Here is a 19,363-nt window from a genome sequence, read left to right as displayed (position 1 = left end):
TGCTCGTCTCTAGAGCTTGCGCAGCCAGATATTACGGAAGCGGACTTCGTGCGAATGATCCTGCAGGCGTATGGGCATATCGCCGTGAGCTTTGTAACTCGGCGCGCCGATGTAAACTGTGGCGCCTTTGAGCGACACATTGTTCTGGATCAACACGCCGTTGTGGAGCACGGTCATGCGCGCCGGCGATTTCAAGGAACCGTCGGAAGCAAAACGCGGCGCTGTGAAGATGATGTCGTAGGTCTGCCATTGCCCCGCCGGCAAGCTCGCATTCACCAGCGGAGGATATTGCTTGTAAATGGCGCCGGCCTGGCCATTCACGTAGGTTTTATTCTCGAAGCTGTCGAGCACCTGCACTTCGTACACGTCCTGCAGGAACACGCCGCTGTTGGCCCGATCCTGATCGACTTTGTCGGCCGGCAAGCGCGGCGCGAACCATTCCACATGCAGTTGCACGTCGCCGAAGCTGTCGCGCGTTTGAATGTCGCCCGCGCCAGGCGCGACCACGAGCTCGCCCTTCTCCACCCGCCACTGCGCCGGTCCGCCGTCCTTTTCGCTTTTCCAGGCATTCAGATGTTTGCCATCGAACAAAACGATGGCGTCGGCGGGCGGCGCGCCGGCAGTCGTTCCCGGGGTTACTTTCGCCGGCACCGGCGACCATACCTCGGTGGCTTTCGGATCCCCAGCAGGCGCATTCGCGGCGTGCGCGACCGATGTCAGCAGCGTCGCTAGCAATGCCATGCTTGTCAATCGAAGCAGAGTCTTGTGCATCAAGCGTGATCCTCAGTATGGAATTTCAGCGCGGCGTTGGCGCCCCAGAGTAATGTTGCCCGAGATATTCGATGATCGAGCTCGCTTCCTGATCGGTCACGGGCGCACCGAAGACATCGATCATCTTTCGAACACTCTGCTGCCACGCCGAGCGATTCATTACCGGCGCGACCATGGTGATGTAATCGAGGCTATGACAAACGGCGCAACGTGATGTCGTCACATCGTGGCCGGGCGCCTCCTTCAGTCGTATGTCCTGCTCGCCCGCGAGCGATGAACTTGCAACCAAGGCGCAGACCGTGAAGGCGAATGCCAGCGCATGCTTCCTCATACAACCTCCAGCTGCAGCGTCTGGATGAGGTTGTGGTGATACCCCGAAGGATTCGGCGTGAGCTTGTCGGTTTGCCGAGTGCCGTCGCGACTGGTTGCGCGCACCGAGATGTTGATTGGACCCATCTGCGTGGTATCCAGCGGCAAGCTGAAGCCTCGCCACGCGAAACGCCCGAGATCCCGCCCCAGCGTCGTGTCTCGCCACGAGCGACCACCATCCAAAGAGAACTCGACCTTGGCAATGCCCGCGCCGTTGTCCCATGCCCAGCCGCTGATCTCGACGCCGCGACCGCGTCTCAGACGAGCGCCGGACTCATGACTCGTAACCAGCGAGTTCACGACCATCTCCGTGATCGGAGTCGTATCCGACCGCTCCTGACTTTGAAACCGCGCGCCGGGAAACACGTTGGTGGGCACTCGATACGCCTTCTGCATCCAGAAGCCGTCGTACGGCTTCGGCACGATGCGGATCTCGGTGAGATGCTTGACCCAGTAAGTGGCTGTCCAGCCCGGCACGACCAGACGCGCCGGCGCGCCATTCCAGTGTGGCAGCGGCTGGCCGTTCATCTCGAAAGCGAGCAACGTGTTCTCATCGAGCGCGCGCTCGACCGGCAAGCTTTTCACGAAGTCCGGCGTCTTGGGCAGCAGACCCGCATCCGCGCCGTCGAACACGACTTCGACTGAATCGGCGGCCACGCCGACCTTGCGCAGCACATCGCGCAAGCGCACGCCAGTCCAGAGCGCGTTACCTATCGCGCCGTAACTCCATTGCACTCCGGGGACACGCGGGCTGAACAGTCCGCGCCGATTCCCCGAGCACTGGTTGATGGCGGCAATGCTCACGCTCTCGAAGCCGCGCTTGAGATCGTCGAGCGACCATTCTTGCGTACGCCCCGCGCCAACCACTCGCAGCCGCCACTTCCGCACATCTACCTCCGGGACTTGCGCGAGATGGTATCGAACGAAGAAGGCGTCGTTGGCTGTGAACTCCGAGCGCAGATCCGCGAGCGGCGTTTCGAAGTTCGGCGGTCGGAAGGTGCGCTTGATCAGCGGCTTTTTCTGCGACAGGGCGACCAGCTCGGGTGGCGCAGTCTCGGCCGCCGCCGCATGGCCAGCAAACAATCCGGCTTCGCCGAGCAGCAGCGATCCGCTCAGGCCGGCGATCATTCGACGGCGTGTCATCATGGGTGATTCCCAACCGGTCATTTCGGGTTCGGTATGTAAGGTAACGTATCCACCCACTGCGTGCGACATTGACGCATTTCCGAGCCCACGCCGCGCCAGCACGTCCGAAATACGTAGCGCACGTGCCGATGTCCCGTGTCGACGGTGAAGCCCCATTGCTTTTCGAAGTGCACGTGCTCGCGGGGGCCGAGGCGATGGCCGCCCTTGGGGTAGCGCCAGTAGTTCTTGATATCTCCCAATCCGCTCGGAGCGGCGTTGCCGACGCTCGTCAGCATCACGCTCTCGATCTCGACTTCGCGCTGGCTGGTGTTCTGCAGCGTGACGCCGAACTTGCTGTGGTCGAAGACTTTCACGCCATCGACCTGCAGTGTCGTATCCGGCTCGTATCGCGGCGTGTTCGGATGGAACCAGAGCATCACCGGCCAGTCGGGGCGTTCCTGGCTTCGCGTGAGCGATGCGATGAGCTCCTGAGTTCGACGCGCCAGCTCGCCGTTGCCCATTTTGTCGGCGAGATATTTGCGCCATTCCAGGGCGCGCAGGTCGTAAGGATTCTCTTCGAGCGCCTTGTCGATCCAGCGGACCGCGCCCGCGCGATCGCCGGCTTCGTTGTAAGCCTCGGCCAGCGAGAATTCCAAGCCTCGTCCGATCGATTCCAGCGCCGGAATCGCCAGTTCCGGGAAGCCAAGATAACTGGCGCGCTCGGCGATTGTTTCAAGCACCAACGGATCGCGTGGCGCCAGTCGACGCGCCTTCTCGTACTCCGTCAGCGCCTGAGGAAACACGAAAGCGTTTCGCAGCCACAGCTCCGCTCGCCAGAATGCAGCCATCACGTCGTCGTCGCGATCGAGCGCATCCAGCCATCGCTGCAGCGGCACGTCCCGCAGCGGCACTGCCGCCATGTCGAAGGAGCGGCCTGAACCGAACTGCTTCAGACCGAAGGCGTACGGGGTATTGGAGTTGCGAAGAAAATAGTTGCCGTCTTCATCGAAGAACAGGTTCTTCCAGGTCTCCACCTGATCGATGCGCCACAGCCCTTGCTCGCGATGGAGCAGGACCGGCACGAAGCCGTGCGCCGGGCGCTCGCTGGTCGCCACCGCGTAGTCGCCTTCCACGATGTACCGCAATGGTTTCGATGCCTCGATGCGCTCGAATCTGCGCAGCTCCTCGAAAGGCGCCAATGGATAGTGTTCGCGCATGAGGCGCGAGCCTGCCGTGAACAGCTCCAGGGTCGGGTCGCCGGCGAAGTCGGCGGTGGCGCGTAAGAAAGCCTCGACGGATTCCTTCACATCGCCCGATGGTGCATAACGCGCTCGCAGCTCAGGCGGAATGGTGATCTTCAGATCGGCGTCCATCGGCACGTTCGATAGCGCCGTTCGGGCGCCCGCGCCGCCGGATACATATCGCTCATATTCGAGATACGCTTTGGCGGTGCGCATGTCTTCGGGCAGAGAGATGCGCCCGAGCGCCGCTGACAAATAGACGTGGTCGCGCAGATAGTGGAGCACGTCCATGACGGCCATTCCGGCGGCGCCGTAGGAGACATACGGCGCCAGTTGATCGCGTGCAATGCGCCCCATGTGCATGTCGGTCAAGGCGCCCTCGAGCGTGTATCCCACCTCGATGCGCGCACTCGACAGTCGTGGATTCAAGATGATCAGCAGGCCGCCGACCGCCGCGTCCCGGCCGATCTGCTGTTGTTCGAAAATCTCGTTGGCCTGCACCTCGATCGAGGTCGCAGCCTGATCGGTCGTGATCACTCGGACATCGATGCCGAGATCGGCGAGAAAGGCATCCGCCATTCTGCTCAGCCTTGGGACGAACGGCGCCAAGAGTGCAGCCTCGTCCTGGATGCTCGACTGCTCCGATTGAGCTTCCGACGCGGGCGCGCGGGCCGGTTGCGGCTGGCTCGCGGGCGCAACCGAGCTGGGCGCCGCCTCCGTGACGGTGGTTCGTTGGAAATGCCAGGCTCCGGCAGCGACGATCACGAGCAGAGCAAGCAGAAAGACAGTTCTACCGGGCATCGCGCTTCCACTGCGAATTCAAGAAGCGCGCACTCTAATGGACAGCCGCTCCGGTCCGCCAGGGGGCGGCCTTTTTTGGTGCGCTGAGACTTCGATCTTCTAGTTCAATCCGTTTGACTCTGCCGTCCGCACACTCGCGTGGGGTCTTTCGCGCTCAGGATTCGTTCTTCATTTCTTTTGCACTCGGGCCGACGGTGTCCGCCGAGTACGCGCCGCGTGCGCCCTGTGGCTTGGGTGCGCCGGTCGTGGTATCTCGCCTGGTTTGCCGCTCCAGTTCGGAGTTGATCTCGGCGCCCAGGATGACGATGAAGCCGCTCAGATAAAACCACATCAGCAGCACGATGACGCCGCCGATGGCACCGTAGGTCTCGCCGTAACTGTCCGAGTTCCTCACATATAGGGCAAACAGTGCACTGCCGATGAGCCACAACGTCGACGCGATCAGCGAGCCGGGTGTGACCCAACGCCAGCGAGCCTCGTGGCGATCGGGCGCGAACCGGTAAACGATCGCCAGCCCAAGCACCGCCACACCGAATAACAATGCCCAGCGCGCCAGCAGCAACACGATCTCAGCCGCCGGGCCGAGCGGCAGCATCGACAGTACCAGGGGCACCGCCACCCCGAGCAACAGCACTGCGAGAAAACCGATGACGGCGCCGATCGTGAAGGCCAGCGAGACCAGCAGTTGTTTGAAGAACCCGCGCTTCTCTTCTTCGTCGTAGGCGACATTGGTGGCCGTGATCAAGGCCACCATTCCTTTGCGCGCGCTCCAGAGCGCCAGTGCGATACCGACGATGATGCCGATGCTCAATCGATCTTGCGGATGTTGCGACAGCTGCGTCAGTTGCTGCTGCAGGATGCCCGCCGCATCCTGGGGCAGGACGGCCGAGACCTGCTGCATCTGATTGGCGATATCGGCCGGCGATGCGAACAACCCGTAGATCGAGACGGCGGCCGCGAGCGCCGGAAACACCGCGAGCAGTGCATACAATGCCAGCCCGCCGGCAATGATATCCACGTTGTCCGCGGTCATCTCTTTCTTGACACGCAAAACGATGTCCCACCAACCCCGTGCAGGGATGTCTTGGGGCCGCTCGGCGGATCGTCCACGATGCTCGACGCCGGCGCCGCCTGGAGATGCGTGACGTGCCATGTGCTTTCTGTATGCAAGCGCTAGAACCGCAACCGCTCAGCGAGCACAAGGTTCCTCGCGCCCGGCACTTTCGGCAGCAGCCCCCATCCTGCAGCTGGCGGCGAGTTGCGTTGGCAACGAAAACAGCTTTGAAAATATTCTTGGCAAATATTGTCGAATGGGCTTAAACAAGGGCCTTCCCGGGGAGCTAACAAACCACAAATCGTCCCATCACGCCACGGAGGGTTCATGATGCGATTCAAAGCGCTGTCCTGGATGGCGGCCGCCACGCTTGCGGTCCTTACCGCGCCTGCCGGCGCCGCGATGATATTGAAAATGAATCTAGGCCAGCTCACCGACCGGGCCGACGCCATCTTTCGGGGCGAGGTCCTGTCGGTCGAGCCGGGCAAGATAGCGATCGGCGGCGGCACGCTGCCCACGGTGACCTACCGCCTGCGAGTCGACGAGGCCTTCAAAGGCCAGTTCGAGTCCAAGCAGAACGGCTCCCCCGAGGTGCAGATCACCATGCTCGGCACGTTCAAGGCAACCGCCCGCAGCGGCAGTCAGACGCGCCTCAGCTCTTCGTTGCCCGAAGTGCCGAAACTTCGCGTGGGCGAAAGTTACGTGCTGTTCACGACCGCGCCTGGCGCGAGCGGGCTGCGCTCGCCCGTGGGAATGGGCCAGGGCAGCTTTCGTATCTTTGCGGGCGCCAACAAAACGGAGCTTGCAGTGAACGAGCTCAACAATCGCGGCCTGTTCGAAGGCACAGGGCCGGCGCGGCGCGCCGCGCAGGCGTCTGAAGGACCGGTGAGCTATACCCAGCTCGCCACCGCCATCCTCGCCGAACTCAACCAGTAAGGGGACTGCCATGAACAAGAGCAAACGTTCCCTCGCGCTGGCGGGGGTTGCCGCCCTGCTGCTGTCTGCTCCGCTCGCGCATGCGGGCGGCCCGATTGCCCTTTGCGCCAACGGAGAGCCCTATCTGTGGGCCAACGGCGGTGCAAACATTCCATTCAATCCGGACCTCGGCGACCTGGGCCCGCTCACCAACGCGCAGGCCGTCGCCGCCGTGCAGGCCGCCTTCGACGTCTGGGCCGCGGTTGGCACTTCAACCGTCAGCTACACCAATGCCGGCTCGCTGCCCGTGGACGTCGATATCACCAATTTCGTGCCCTATTACGATGCGCCGGCGCCCGACGGTGTGTCCGCCATCGTGTTCGACGACACCGGCGGAATCTTCGATCTGCTGTACGGACCGGGCTCCGGCGTGCTCGGCTTCGCCGGTCCCGAATGGGGCGACGGCGCCACTTGCACCATCACCGAAGGTCTGTCGTTCCTGAACGGCCCGTCGTTCGACGATCTGACTGCGGCCATGGACGTGATGGTGCACGAGTTCGGGCACTACACGAACCTGGCGCACACCGTGGTCAACGGTCAGATCTATCTCGGCTCGGTGGGCGGCGACGATACCGGCCCGACCCCGTTCTCGCCGTATCCGGCGCCGGCGGATCCGCTGGCTGAAGAAGTGGTCGAGACGATGTACCCGTTTTACTATGGGCCGGGTATCGGCACGCAGACGCTGCATCGGGACGACATCGCCACGGTCTCCGCGTTGTATCCAACCCCGGATTTTCCGACCACCACGGGCACGATCTCCGGCGCCATACTCGCGGCGAACGGAGTGACGAAGCTGACGGGCGTGAACGTGATCGCGCGCAACGAAGCCGATCCGTTCCAAGACGCGGTATCGGCCATCTCCAGCGACTACACCGAAGACTTCGCGCAGAGCAATCCGCTCGCCGGAACCTACACGCTGTTCGGCCTGACGCCCGGCGCAAGTTATCGCGTCTATGTCGATTACTTGCTGGCCGGCGGCTTCTCCACACCGCCCGCCTCTCTGCCTGGACCGGAGGAGTACGCGAGCGGCAGCGCCGAGTCCAACAATCAAACAACCGCGGATCCGCCGGCACAGTTCGCGTTGATCTCACCGGGCGCCGCGGATGTGAATGTCATCTTCAATTCGCCACGACCGGGTGATCCGCTCCCGGTCGGCGAGGACGGCTCGTTCGAATTGCCGCTGCCCTTCCCGTTCACCCTGTGTGAGCAGACTTTCAACTCGGTGTTCGTCAACGCCAACGGCAATCTCACATTCGGCGCGGCGAGCACCGATTACACCGAGTCGGCAAGTGAGCTATTGAACGGTCCGCCACGCATTGCCGCCTGGTGGGACGACCTGAGTCCGTTCAATCTCGCCACCGGCGCGGCGCAGGGTGTCGTCACATTTGCAGAAACGAGCGATGACTTCACGGTGTTCTTCCGGGATGTGCCTGAGTACCCGAACGCGGGCGCCAACAGCTTCTCGATCAAGCTTTCACGCGACGGACGCGCCAGCAAAGGCGCAAACATTCACGTGACCTACGAAGGCATGACCGCCGTGGACGGCGTCGCCGGTGTGTCTTGCGGAAACAAGGTCACCGCCGGCAACGAGGCGCCGACCGACCTGAGCACGCAGCTGTCCACCATTCTCGAACTGGCCAGGTCGCCCGGGATCTACGAGGCGTTCACCGCGAGCAATCCAAACGATCTGGCGGGCGCGTTAGTGAGATACAACAGCAAGGCCAGCTACAGCGATCGCTGGGCTGGGTCCAACAATACGCAGCACACGGCGACGGTCATCTCCCTGCCCTTCAGCTCGGCGAACCCGAAGCTGTATACCGAGATCGATCCGGCCGGCGCCGACGTGGACTTCTATCGCATCCAGGCCTCGGCCGGTGACGCGGTAGTCGCGGAGATCGTGTCGAGCTCGCTCGATACCGTCATGGTGCTCCTCGACGTTTACGGCAACATCATTGCGCAGGATGACGACGGCGGCGCTGGAGCACTGTCGAGAATTGCGACGTTCGTACCGAGCACGGGCAAGTACTACCTCGGCGTCAGCACCTATCCGGACACTGACTTCACGGGCGACGGCGAAGGCTCCGGCCGATATGTGCTGAATGTGACAACGGCAGACCGCATCACGCTCACGCTCAGCGACGATGGAAGTCAGGAGGTCGGCATTCCGTTCGACTTCCCGTACCAGGGACAGAACTGGTCGACGGTGTTCGTGAACGCCAACGGCAATCTGAGCTTCGGCCTCGGCAACACCGATTTCAGCGAATCGGTCGCCGAGTTGCTGAGCGGCCCACCGCGCATCGCCGCGCTGTGGGACGATCTGTCGCCGCAGGAGGGTGAGGTCTACGTCGAGGCGGACGCCACGTCATTGACCGTCCACTATGTGGATGTTCCGCAGTATCTCACGGGCGATAGCAATTCGTTCTCGATCACGCTGTCGTCCGACGGGGGCGTCGCCATCGACTATGGCGACGTGGCCGCACTCGACGGTGTCGTAGCTGTGACGGAGGGCGACGGAGCAACGAATGGCGGTGAGACCGATCTGTCGGCCGGTGCTCCGCTAGCCGCGGAGGGCACCACTCACGAACTGTTCACCGGGGCGGCCGATCCTTTCGATCTCGCCAACAGCACGCTGAACTTCGTGCCCTGAGTTCGAGACCACTACAGTGGCGGGCTTCGGCCCGCCACTACCTTCCCCGATCCAGAACGTCGCGCACGCGAGTGGCCAACTGCTCGAACGTGAATGGCTTGCTGATCAGCTGCACGCCCGGATCGAGACGACCGTGATGAACGATCGCGTTCCTCGAGTAGCCGGTCGTATACAGCACTTTGAGACCGGGATGAATTCGAGCGGCGCGTTCGGCGAGCGCGCGGCCGTTCATCCCCGGCAGGATCACATCGGTGAACAGCAGATCCAGTCGTTCGGCCCCTTCCAGGAGCTGTAACGCGGTTTCTGCCTGCGCCGCTTCCAGCACCCGATAGCCCAACTCCGTCAGGATCATCGTGCTGTAGCCACGCACTTCATCGTTGTCTTCGACCACCAGGATGGTCTCGCCGCGCGATGCGCCAGGTGCGATCTTCCTGACCGGCGGCTCGGGCTCGTTCTCCGCGCCGATGAATCTGGGAAAGTAGAGCTTGACGCTGGTGCCCTGCCCCGGCTCGCTGTAGATCGTGACGTGGCCGCCGGACTGCTTGACGAAGCCATACACCATGCTCAGCCCCAACCCGGTGCCGCGCCCCGGCGCCTTGGTCGTAAAGAAAGGCTCGAAGACTCGCGCCAATGTTTCCTTGGACATGCCGAAGCCGGTGTCGCTGACGGACAGCATCACGTACTGGCCGGGAATGACTTCGACGTCGGTTGCCGAATAAGATTCGTCCAGCGCCGCATTGGCCGTCTCGATGGTCAGCTTGCCTCCCAGCGGCATGGCGTCCCGTGCGTTCACGGCGAGGTTCAGGATCGCCGCTTCCAACTGGTTCTGATCGGTCTCGATGCGCCACAAGCGCGGCGCCAGCACGCCTTCGAGCTCGATGTTTTCGCCGATCGTTCGATGCAACAGATCGGTCATGTCCCGGACCAGCACATTCACATCGATGGGCAGAGGCTGGAGTGGCTGACGACGCGAGAACGCCAACAGACGCGAGGTGAGATTGGCCGCGCGTTGCGCGCCTTGCAGGGCCATGTTCGCTGCCCGTTGAATGCGCGCGGTATCCTCGGGACGCGCACGCTTGATGGTGTCGAGACCGCCGATGATCGCGGTCAGCAGATTGTTGAAATCATGCGCGACGCCGCCGGTGAGTTGGCCGATGGCTTCCATCTTCTGTGCCTGACGCAAGGCTTCTTCTGTCTTGAGGCGCTGTTCGACTTCGCTCGCGACCCGCTCCTCGAGAGAAGCGTTGAGTCGCTGCATCTCCACTTCCACCTGCTTCTGTTCGGTCACGTCGATCAGCACGCCGGAGAAGAATCTTTGTCCCGAGGGCTTGATCTCCATGCGGCCGCGCGAGAGCACGACTCGTTCCCGGCCCAGACCGAGCGTGCGGTATTCGGCTTCGAACGGCGCGCCCGTGCGCACGGTGTGTTCGACGAGTTGCGCCGCGCGCTCGCGATCATCCGGATGGATGCCGTTCAAAAAGCTCTGCAAAGGCAAGCCTTGCAGCGCGTCCTCCACCGCCACGCCAAAGATCTCGGCCATCGGGCCCTGCACGCTCAGCCGGTCCGTATCCACATCCCAGTCGTACAGCGCGACGCGGCCAGTGGAGAGCGCAAGCTCCAGGCGTTCCCGAGTCATCAGAAAACGCTGTTCGCTTTGCATCACCGCGCGAGCCGCCTCACGACGCACCATGGCCATCTGGATGTTGCTGTTGACGCGAGCAAGCAGTTCGCGGGCGGCGAAAGGCTTCACCATATAATCGTCCGCGCCCGCATCCAGTCCTTCGATCTTTGCCTCTTCGCCCGCTCGCGCCGAGAGCAGCACGACCGGCACCCCGGCCAGCATCGGATCCTGCCGGATCGCTCGCAACAGCCCGAAGCCGTCGAGCTGCGGCATCATCACATCCGTCAGCACCAGATCGGGCTTGGCGACGTGCGCTGCATCCAGCGCCTTCTGACCGTTCTCGACGGCTTCCACCACATAGCCGTTGGCTTGCAGCAGGCGCCGCACATACTCCCGCATATCGGGATTGTCGTCCGCAAGCAGCACTCGCTTGCCGGCGCCCGACAGAGCCGCACGACTCTCATCGGTATCGTTGCTGAGCAACGGAATCTCCGCAGGCATTTCCACCGACGAAGGCGGCAGCCAGCGCAGCGCTTCCTCCACGTAAGGTTGCGCTTTGATCGGGGCGGACACCGAACTGGCCGATTGCACCTGTGCGCTGGGCAGATGCGCTCGACCGAAAGGAATCTGAATGGTGAATGCAGTGCCTTTGCCAGGCGTGCTCTGCGCGGTGATGGTGCCACCATGTAGCCGCACCAGCTCGTTGACGAGCGACAGCCCGATGCCGCTGCCTTCGAAACTGCGGCCACGCGCTCCGGCAACGCGATGGAAACGATCGAACATCTTCGGCAATTCCTCGGCGGCGACGCCGATGCCGGTATCCGCAACGGTGACGCGCGCCGCGTTGCCGTCTTCCGAGCGAGCGATCGATACCGCGATCTCGCCTTCGAACGTGAACTTGAACGCGTTCGACAACAGGTTGAGCAGGATCTTCTCCCACATGTCACGATCGACGTACACCGGCTGCCCGAGCGGCTCGGCCTCGATCCGCAGGCGCATGCCTGCCTGTTCGATGGCCGAACGGAAGCTCGAGGCGATCTCGGCGCTGAAGGTCTCCAGATCGGTCGGCTCGTAGCTTGCGTCGATACGTCCGGCTTCGATACGCGAGAACTCCAGGAGCGTGTTGACCAGGCGCAGCAGGCGTATGCCATTTCGGTGCGCGAGCTCGAGCTTGCCGCGGATCTCGTGCTCGGCGGTCCTGCCGGTCGCGAGCAGATCCTCGATCGGTCCGAGCAGCAACGTCAGAGGAGTGCGGAACTCGTGGCTGACGTTGGAGAAGAAGTTGGTCTTGGCTCGATCCAGCTCGGCGAGCGCCTCGGCGCGTCGGCGCTCCTCTTCATAGGCGCGAACGTTCGCCAGCGCCGAACCGATCTGGCCCGCGAGCAATTCGATGAAGCCGCGGTAATGCTGATCGAACTGACGATAGGGATTCACGCCGGCAATGAAAAAGCCGGCGATCGAGACCTCGTGTCCGCGCTGGGGGATGGGCACGATCAGCGCTTGATGGGGGGAACGATCCCAGGCTCCCTTCGGCAACGATTCGAAACGCGTCGCCAGGTCGTGCAACAACAGCGAGGAAGACGCCGCATCGAGCTCATGCAAAGGCCACGGCGCCTGATCCACAGCGAATTCCGGCGCAGCCGCCGGATGTGAAGCGTCGATCCCGGTCGCGGCCACCAACCGGGCGCCACCGTCTTTCCACACATAGCAGAGGCTGAAAGGCAAATCGTGCAGATTGGCGCCGAGCTGCAGCCCGACCTGGCGAAACAGCGCCGCCTCGGTATTGACTGTGGCGAGCGCCGACGACAGGTTGCGCAGCGTCGCCAGCCGCCGATCGTTGATGACGCGCTCGCTCTCCTCCACCACGACGCAGAGCATGCCCGCGATGTCGCCGCTGTCGTCGAATAGCGGGCTGTACGAGAACGTGTGGTAGGTCTCTTCGGGAAAGCCGCTGCGTTCCAGCAGCAGCAGCATGGCTTCGTGATAGCTGGCCTGGCCGGTGCGCATCACTTGTTCGATCAGCGGACCGATGTCGTGCCAGATCTCCTTCCACACGATCGACGCCGGACGCGCCAGCCCCCACGGATGCTTCACGCCCATGGTCGGCCGGTACGCGTCGTTGTAAAGGAAGGCGAGCTCCGGGCCCCACCCCAGCCACATCTGGAAGCGCGAGGTGAGCATCATCCGAATGATGGAGCGCAGGCTCTGGGGCCATCTCTGCGGCGGCCCGAGCGGCGTGGCTTGCCAATCCATCCCCTGCATCAGCTCGCCGAGCTCGCCGCCTCCCCGGAACAGCGAAGCTCTGGCCGCTTCCAGCTCACTATTGACGTTCAACCGCGCCTCTGACCTGTTCTGTGATTCGGGCTGTCGTTCCGCCGAGAAGCCTCAGCAACGATCGGCCGGGAGGCTTTGTTCCGCCGCCCGAAGACGTCCCGCGGTTGATCACTTGACTTAGGCAAATGATTAACTACGATAGCCCCCATGACTGCCAAATCAAGAGCGCGTGGAGATTCGACGCGCGATGCCCTGGTTCGGACCGCCGTAGAAGTGTTCGGTCGCGACGGCTATCACGCCACGCGCACTCGAACCATTGCTGCGGAGGCTGACGTCAATCAGGCATTGATCGGGTTTCACTTCGGCGGCAAGGAAGGGCTGTACAAGGCCGCCCTGGCGCTGGTGTCGAGCGGCATCTCCGAAAACATGGCGCCGCTGATGGAAGCGATCCGCGCCGAGCTCAGCGATGGACGCGATACGTTTCCCAGCCAGGCGGCGCGCCTGCGCTATCACCTGCCCCTGGTGCACCGTGTGACGGACGCCTTCGTCGCGATCTTCACTTCGGAGGAATCGCGCTCCTGGGCACGCCTGATCCTGCGGGAACAGCAGGACCCGAGCGACGCCTTCGACGAGTTCTTCGAGCAATCGATCGGCAAGGTGCTGACGATGTTTGCAGAGCTGATCGGGCGCGCCCAGGGCAGCTCCAGCACCGATCGACAGGTGCGCCTGACTGCGCTCACCATCGTGGGCCAGGCGCTGATCTTCCGGGCCGCATCCGCCGGCGCGCGGAAGTTTCTCGGCCATCCATTCGGCAGCAAGGATGTCGCGGCGATCCAGGCGGTGATCCGCCGCAATGTGGAAGCAATGCTCAAGGCCGGAGTCGCAGCATGAATAAGAAAGCCCGAATTGCCGTGGTTGCCGCGCTCCTCCTGGCGGGTGTGGCGAGCTATGCCGGCTACAACGCGTGGCGGGCGGATCGTGACGCGAACGCCCTCACCCTCTATGGCAACGTCGACATCCGCGAAGTCGAACTGAGCTTCCGCGTTCCCGGTCGACTCATGTCGATGCAACTCGACGAAGGCGATCGGGTCAAGGCGGCGCAACCGCTCGCGACACTGGATGCGCAACCGTATCGGGACGCGCTCGCTGTGGCCGAAGCTCGCGTCACACAGGCCGAAGCGAACCTCGAGAAGTTCAAGAGCGGCAACCGCCCGCAGGAAGTCCAACAGGCGCGCGCCGCCGTTCGCGAAGCTGAAGCGGCATTCTCAAATGCTGAACGCGATTTCCGACGCCAGACCGATCTGCTCAAGTCCGGCGCGAGCAGCCAAAAGTCGCTGGATGCCGCGCGTGCCCGTCATGATGAAACGGCTGCGCGATTGGTCAGCGCCCGCGAAGCGCTCGCATTGGCTCGAGAGGGCTTTCGTCGCGAAGAGATCGCGGCGGCAGAAGCGGAACTCAGCGCCGCTATCGCGCAGCGAGATCAGGCACAAACGCAGCTGGCCGATACCCAGCTGCTCGCGCCCAGCAACGGAACGATCCTGGCTCGCGTGCGCGAGCCGGGCGCGATGCTGCAGCAAGGTGCTCCTGTCTATACGTTGTCGCTCGACCATCCGGTGTATGTGCGCGCTTACATCAGCGAGCCCAACCTGGGCAAGATCGCACCGGGCGCGACCGCTTTCGTGATGACCGATTCGAGCGACAAACGCTATCGCGGCCAGGTCGGATTCATTTCACCGCGCGCCGAGTTCACTCCCAAGTCCGTCGAAACCACCGACCTGCGCACCGACCTCGTCTATCGACTGCGAATCGTGGTGGAGGACGCCGACCAGGCATTGCGTCAAGGCATGCCGGTCACGGTGCAACTGCCGCTCGAGCGCGAGGCCAACTGACATGTCGGCCGCGATCGAACTTCGTGGCGTAATCAAAGAGTTCGATGGCGCACGCGCGCTGCACGGGCTCGATGGGGACATTCAAGCCGGACAGCTCACCGGCCTGGTCGGGCCCGATGGCGCCGGCAAGACGACGTTGATGCGCATCATGGCCGCGCTCATGTCGCCGACCTCCGGCTCGGTTCGGGTGGCCGGTCACGATGTGGCAACCGAAGCCAGTGGCATCCATGCCGTCGTCGGCTACATGCCTCAGCGCTTCGGTCTCTACGAAGACCTGTCCGTGATGGAAAATCTGCGGCTCTATGCACAGCTGCGCGGCGTTGAGCGCAACTCCGCGGAGAGCAAGTTTGCAGAGCTGCTGCGATTCACGGGGCTGGCGCCCTTCACCGCCCGGCTGGCCGGCAAACTCTCCGGCGGCATGAAACAAAAGCTCGGGCTGGCCTGCGCGCTGATGAGTGGCCCCAAGATTCTGCTGCTCGACGAGCCGAGTGTCGGCGTCGATCCGGTGAGTCGTCGCGATCTGTGGGCGATGGTGCATGAGCTCTCCGGCGAAGGGATGGCGGTGGTCTGGTCCACCGCGTACCTCGATGAAGCCGAGCGTTGCCAGGCCGTACTGCTGCTCAACCAAGGCAAGCTGGAATTCAGTGGCGAGCCGCACGATCTCACCCGCCGCATTTCGGGCCGCAGTTTTCGCATCGTGGACGTCGATCGAGATCGGCGCGGACTGCTTGCGGAAGCGCTCGAATTGCCTTCGGTTCGCGATGGCGTGATCCAGGGCGCCAGCGTTCGAGTGGTGCTCGCGCAGGATGCGTCGCGTGACCAGGTCGAACAGGTCGCGACCCGGCGAAGCGGCCGCATCGAACCAGTGGCGCCGCGTTTCGAGGATGCATTCGTCGATCTGCTCGGCGGCGGCCCCGGTGGGCACTCGGTGCTCGCCGACAAGATGCCGATGGCCCACCTCGATACGGAGGTCTCGGTGACGTGCCGCAATCTCACCAAGCGCTTCGGCGATTTCGTGGCCACGGACAACGTCAGCTTCGAAGTTCGCAAGGGCGAAGTCTTCGGGCTGCTGGGCCCCAACGGCGCCGGCAAGTCGACCACGTTCAAGATGCTGTGTGGCCTGCTCAAGCCGACCGCGGGAGAAGCGAAGGTCGCAGGTCTCGACCTGCGTCACGCGCCGGGCGAAGCCAAACTGCGCCTCGGCTACATGGCCCAGAAGTTCTCGTTATACGGCTTGCTGTCGGTGCAACAGAATCTCGAGTTCTTCTCCGGCGTTTATGGCCTGTCCGGCGCCCAGCGCCGCGAGCGCATCGAGGAGATGATCGAAACATTCGATCTGAAGCGTTATCTCTCCACCTCGCCCGACATGTTGCCGTTCGGCTTCAAGCAGCGCCTGGCGCTCGCCTGCGCGCTGATGCATCGACCGCCGGTGTTGTTTCTGGACGAGCCGACTTCGGGTGTCGATCCGATCACACGGCGCGAGTTCTGGAGTCACATCAACGGACTGGTGCGCAAAGGAGTGACCGTCATGGTGACCACGCACTTCATGGATGAAGCGGAGTATTGCGATCGCGTGGCTTTGATGTATCGCTCCAGGTTGATCGCACTCGATTCCCCAGATGCGCTCAAAGCCAGCGTCGCAAGCGCCGAGCTGCCGGATCCCACCATGGAAGATGCCTTCATTCGACTCATCGAGAGCGCGGACGCCGCCGAATCGCGGAAGATCGCATGAGCACATCACCTGCTCGAACGTCGTTGAGCCCACGACGGGTGTTTGCACTCGCGCGCAAGGAAGCGCTGCAGATCATTCGCGACCCATCCGCGGTGCTCATTGCGTTCGTGCTGCCGGTCATTCTGCTGTTCTTGTTTGCATATGCCGTCTCACTCGATGTGCGCGCTGTGCGCATCGGCTTGGTGGTCGAGAGCGACGCCGCTGGCGCGCGCGAGTTGGCTGCTGCCTTCTCCGGCACGCGCTACTTCGAGATCACGCCGGCGCGCGACCGGCGGGAAGTGGCGACACGGTTGGTTGCTGGAGAGCTGCGTGGCTTCGTCGTGATCCCACAGGATTTCGACAAACGACTCCTCGCGCGCTCCGGCGGATCGCTGATTCAAGTCATCACCGATGGCTCGCAACCCAACACCGCGAACTTCGTCAGCAATTACGCCCAGGGCGTGATCCAAACCTGGCTCGGCTCGCGCGCTGGCGCCGTTCAGCCGCAGGTCGCTGTGGAGCAGCGCTTCTGGTTCAATCCGGAGCTCGAAAGCCGACGATTCCTGGTGCCAGGCGCCATCGCCATCGTCATGACCATGATCGGCACGCTGCTGACGGCGCTGGTGATCGCTCGCGAATGGGAACGCGGCACGATGGAAGCCGTCATGTCCACGCCGGCGCTCGCAATCGAGATTCTGCTGGCGAAGCTGTTGCCGTACTTCGTTCTCGGTTTGGTCACCACCCTCGGTTGCGCGCTCCTGTCGATTGGCGTGTTTGGTCTGCCGCTGGAGGGTTCCTGGTTCGCGCTGCTGGCCATTAGCTGCGCATTCCTTGTGCCCGCGCTCGGCCAGGGGTTGTTGATCTCGGCCGTGACCCGGAATCAGTTCATCGCCGCGCAAGCCGCCTTGTTGTCCGGATTCCTGCCCGCGTTTCTGTTGTCGGGATTTCTGTTCGAGATCGACAGCATGCCGCTGCCCATCCAGTGGCTCACCTCGATCGTACCGGCGCGCTACTTCGTCGCCTCGCTGCAGACGGTGTTTCTGGCCGGCGACGTGTGGCCGCAGTTCATGGTCAACATGCTGGCCATGCTCGCGATCGGCACGGTGTTTTTCGTCGTGGCTTCCAAGAAGACTCGCAAGACGCTCGACTGATGAACACGCGACTCAAAGCGCAGATCGTCAAGGAGTTGCTCAGCTTCCTGCGCGACCCGAAAAGCCGCTTCATGCTGATCGGTCCGCCGCTGATGCAATTGCTGATCTTTTCCTTTGCCGCCACCCTCGAGGTGCAGAACGTCGACGTGGCCGTGTTCAACGAAGACAACGGTCGCGGTTCGTACGAATTGCTGTCGCAGGTCGGAGCCGCCAGCTTCGTCGACGAAATCATTCCGGTGACCAGCACTGCGCACCTGGCAGAGCTGGTAAATCGGCGCAAGGTGCTGGTTGCACTTCATATACCGGCCGACTTCTCCAGAAACATCGCGGCCGGTCGGCCGGCGCGCGCGCAAGTGCTTGCCGACGGCCGCAGAGGCAATTCCGGCCAGATCGCCCTCTCCTATCTGAGCTCCGTGATCACTCGAGTCGGCGGTGAGGCGAGCGGCACCGGATCCGACCCGGCGCCGCTCGCGGCGGTTCGCAACTGGTTCAATCCGAACCTGACTTACATGTGGTTCATCGTGCCCGCGCTGGGCGCGATTCTCACCATGCTGATCGCGTTACTGGTCACCGCGCTATCCATCGCACGCGAGCGCGAGCTCGGAACGTTCGATCAGTTGCTGGTCTCGCCGGCGACACCGCTGGAAATCGTGATCGGCAAGATGGTGCCGGCATTGATCATCGGTGTGGTGCTGGCGACCGTCATGGCCGCGGCCGGCATTCTGCTGTTCCGCGTGCCGTTCAGCGGCTCCTATCCGCTTCTGTTCCTGTCGTTGATCGTGTTTATTCTGTCGGTGGTCGGCGTGGGCCTGGTGATCTCCTCGATCTGCCAGACCCAGCAGCAGGCGATTCTGGGTGTGTTCGCCGTGGCCGTGCCGACCATTCTGATTTCCGGATTCGCCACGCCGGTGGAAAACATGCCGCTGGCGTTGCAGTACCTCGCGCAGGCCAGCCCGCTGAAACATTATCTGATCATCGTGCATGGCAGCTTCCTCAAAGCGCTGCCCGCAAGCGAAGTGTTCGCGAACCTCTGGCCGCTAGCCGTGATCGCCGCGGTCACCCTGTCGGCCGCGGTCGTCATCGTCCGGCGTCGCCTGCAGTAAGCTTCCCCTCCGCCCGGTCCGACCCAGTCCGGTTTAGTGCGGCCATTCCTCTTCGAGGATTTCCGCTTTGCCCTCCATGAAACGAACTTCGAGCGCGGGCTTCTCGGGCGCTCCGTCCGTGAACAGCTCGTAGATCACGCTGCCATCAGTCTGTTTGCTCTCGATCACGCGCACCGGCTCGAACTTGTTCTGCGCGCCCGCAGCCGCGTCTCGTGCGGCCTGTGGAGCCTCGCTCCATGCGATGTCACGCTGAATCTCGACGATCTTGAAGGCGCCGCCCTCCTGCAGGATGTCGAGCTCCACTTCGGAGCCGTCGGCGCGCCGACCTTCCACGTCGTAGTAAATGCGATCCTCTCGCTCCTTGCGCTCGGCGCCCTCGATCTGCATGTCGGGGACCTCGCTCTTGACCAGGCTCACCAGCTCGGGCGGCAAATCAGATGCGGCGATGTCGGTCACCGTCGTGGGAATGCCCGAGCTTTTCGCCGGCGCCGCGCTGTCGGCGCTCTGACGGTTGCCGTCGCAACCGGCGAGCCCTGCGAGCACCACGCACAGCATCGAGAGGTGATGTCGTCTCATAACTGGATACTCCTGCTTTGTTGTCCCGAGTCAACGCTTCGATTGTCCCGAAGAC

The 19,363-nt window shown here is 63.0% G+C and carries 14 protein-coding genes; 7 read left to right on the top strand and 7 right to left on the bottom strand.

The window, feature by feature from the left end; translation table 11 throughout:
- Positions 1-9 precede the first annotated feature (9 nt).
- The 5 genes from JM946_RS08760 to JM946_RS08740 all read right to left on the bottom strand — a co-directional run bounded on the left by JM946_RS08760 (position 10) and on the right by JM946_RS08740 (position 5,358).
- Positions 10-771 (bottom strand): 3-keto-disaccharide hydrolase, encoded by a 762-nt coding sequence (locus JM946_RS08760; RefSeq protein WP_407700531.1) that lies wholly within the window; start codon positions 769-771, stop codon positions 10-12.
- 25 nt (positions 772-796) lie between these two features.
- Positions 797-1,102 (bottom strand): hypothetical protein, encoded by a 306-nt coding sequence (locus JM946_RS08755; protein ID WP_203166907.1) that lies wholly within the window; start codon positions 1,100-1,102, stop codon positions 797-799.
- A complete protein-coding gene (locus JM946_RS08750) occupies positions 1,099-2,286 on the bottom strand; it encodes a molybdopterin-dependent oxidoreductase (protein ID WP_203166906.1) in 1,188 nt (395 codons plus the stop codon). The genes JM946_RS08755 and JM946_RS08750 overlap by 4 nt, the downstream gene beginning before the upstream one ends.
- A 17-nt stretch (positions 2,287-2,303) precedes the next feature.
- Entirely contained in the window at positions 2,304-4,307 is a 2,004-nt protein-coding gene (locus tag JM946_RS08745) for a TPM domain-containing protein (RefSeq protein ID WP_203166905.1), read from the bottom strand.
- 154 nt (positions 4,308-4,461) lie between these two features.
- Complete coding sequence (locus JM946_RS08740; RefSeq protein ID WP_218042696.1) at positions 4,462-5,358, bottom strand: YihY/virulence factor BrkB family protein; 897 nt, start codon at positions 5,356-5,358, stop codon at positions 4,462-4,464.
- 330 nt (positions 5,359-5,688) lie between these two features.
- On the opposite strand from JM946_RS08740, the gene JM946_RS08735 reads away from it, so the two are divergent.
- Both JM946_RS08735 and JM946_RS08730 read left to right on the top strand, forming a co-directional pair.
- On the top strand, positions 5,689-6,297 hold the full coding sequence (locus JM946_RS08735; RefSeq protein WP_203166903.1) for a hypothetical protein: 609 nt from the start codon (positions 5,689-5,691) through the stop codon (positions 6,295-6,297).
- Between the two features lie 10 nt (positions 6,298-6,307).
- A complete protein-coding gene (locus JM946_RS08730; RefSeq protein ID WP_203166902.1) occupies positions 6,308-8,983 on the top strand; it encodes a hypothetical protein in 2,676 nt (891 codons plus the stop codon).
- 37 nt (positions 8,984-9,020) lie between these two features.
- On the opposite strand, the gene JM946_RS08725 is transcribed toward JM946_RS08730, so the two are convergent.
- Complete coding sequence (locus JM946_RS08725) at positions 9,021-12,938, bottom strand: ATP-binding protein (RefSeq protein ID WP_203166901.1); 3,918 nt, start codon at positions 12,936-12,938, stop codon at positions 9,021-9,023.
- A gap of 147 nt (positions 12,939-13,085) precedes the next feature.
- Between JM946_RS08725 and JM946_RS08720 the strand changes: the two genes are divergently transcribed.
- Genes JM946_RS08720 through JM946_RS08700 form a run of 5 tightly spaced genes read left to right on the top strand, consistent with a single transcriptional unit; the run spans position 13,086 to position 18,732 of the window.
- The gene (locus tag JM946_RS08720; protein ID WP_203166900.1) at positions 13,086-13,769 is read left to right on the top strand and encodes a CerR family C-terminal domain-containing protein; all 684 of its coding nucleotides are present in this window, start codon (positions 13,086-13,088) and stop codon (positions 13,767-13,769) included.
- On the top strand, positions 13,766-14,767 hold the full coding sequence (gene hlyD / locus JM946_RS08715) for a secretion protein HlyD (protein ID WP_203166899.1): 1,002 nt from the start codon (positions 13,766-13,768) through the stop codon (positions 14,765-14,767). Before JM946_RS08720 ends, hlyD begins: the two co-directional genes overlap by 4 nt.
- Before the next feature lies 1 nt (position 14,768).
- Positions 14,769-16,499: an ATP-binding cassette domain-containing protein gene (locus tag JM946_RS08710; protein WP_203166898.1), complete on the top strand. Its 1,731-nt coding sequence runs from the start codon at positions 14,769-14,771 to the stop codon at positions 16,497-16,499.
- The gene (locus JM946_RS08705) at positions 16,496-17,629 is read left to right on the top strand and encodes an ABC transporter permease (RefSeq protein ID WP_203166897.1); all 1,134 of its coding nucleotides are present in this window, start codon (positions 16,496-16,498) and stop codon (positions 17,627-17,629) included. The genes JM946_RS08710 and JM946_RS08705 overlap by 4 nt, the downstream gene beginning before the upstream one ends.
- Positions 17,629-18,732 (top strand): ABC transporter permease, encoded by a 1,104-nt coding sequence (locus JM946_RS08700; protein WP_203166896.1) that lies wholly within the window; start codon positions 17,629-17,631, stop codon positions 18,730-18,732. Before JM946_RS08705 ends, JM946_RS08700 begins: the two co-directional genes overlap by 1 nt.
- A gap of 33 nt (positions 18,733-18,765) precedes the next feature.
- Here the strand turns inward: JM946_RS08700 and JM946_RS08695 are convergent, their stop codons facing one another.
- A complete protein-coding gene (locus JM946_RS08695) occupies positions 18,766-19,308 on the bottom strand; it encodes a hypothetical protein (RefSeq protein WP_203166895.1) in 543 nt (180 codons plus the stop codon).
- Positions 19,309-19,363: the final 55 nt, after the last annotated feature.

The organism is Steroidobacter gossypii (genome assembly GCF_016801985.1).
GTDB classification, from domain to species: domain Bacteria; phylum Pseudomonadota; class Gammaproteobacteria; order Steroidobacterales; family Steroidobacteraceae; genus Steroidobacter; species Steroidobacter gossypii.
Note: the sequence above shows the minus strand (reverse complement) of the source record. Positions and strands in the feature narration are given on the sequence as shown.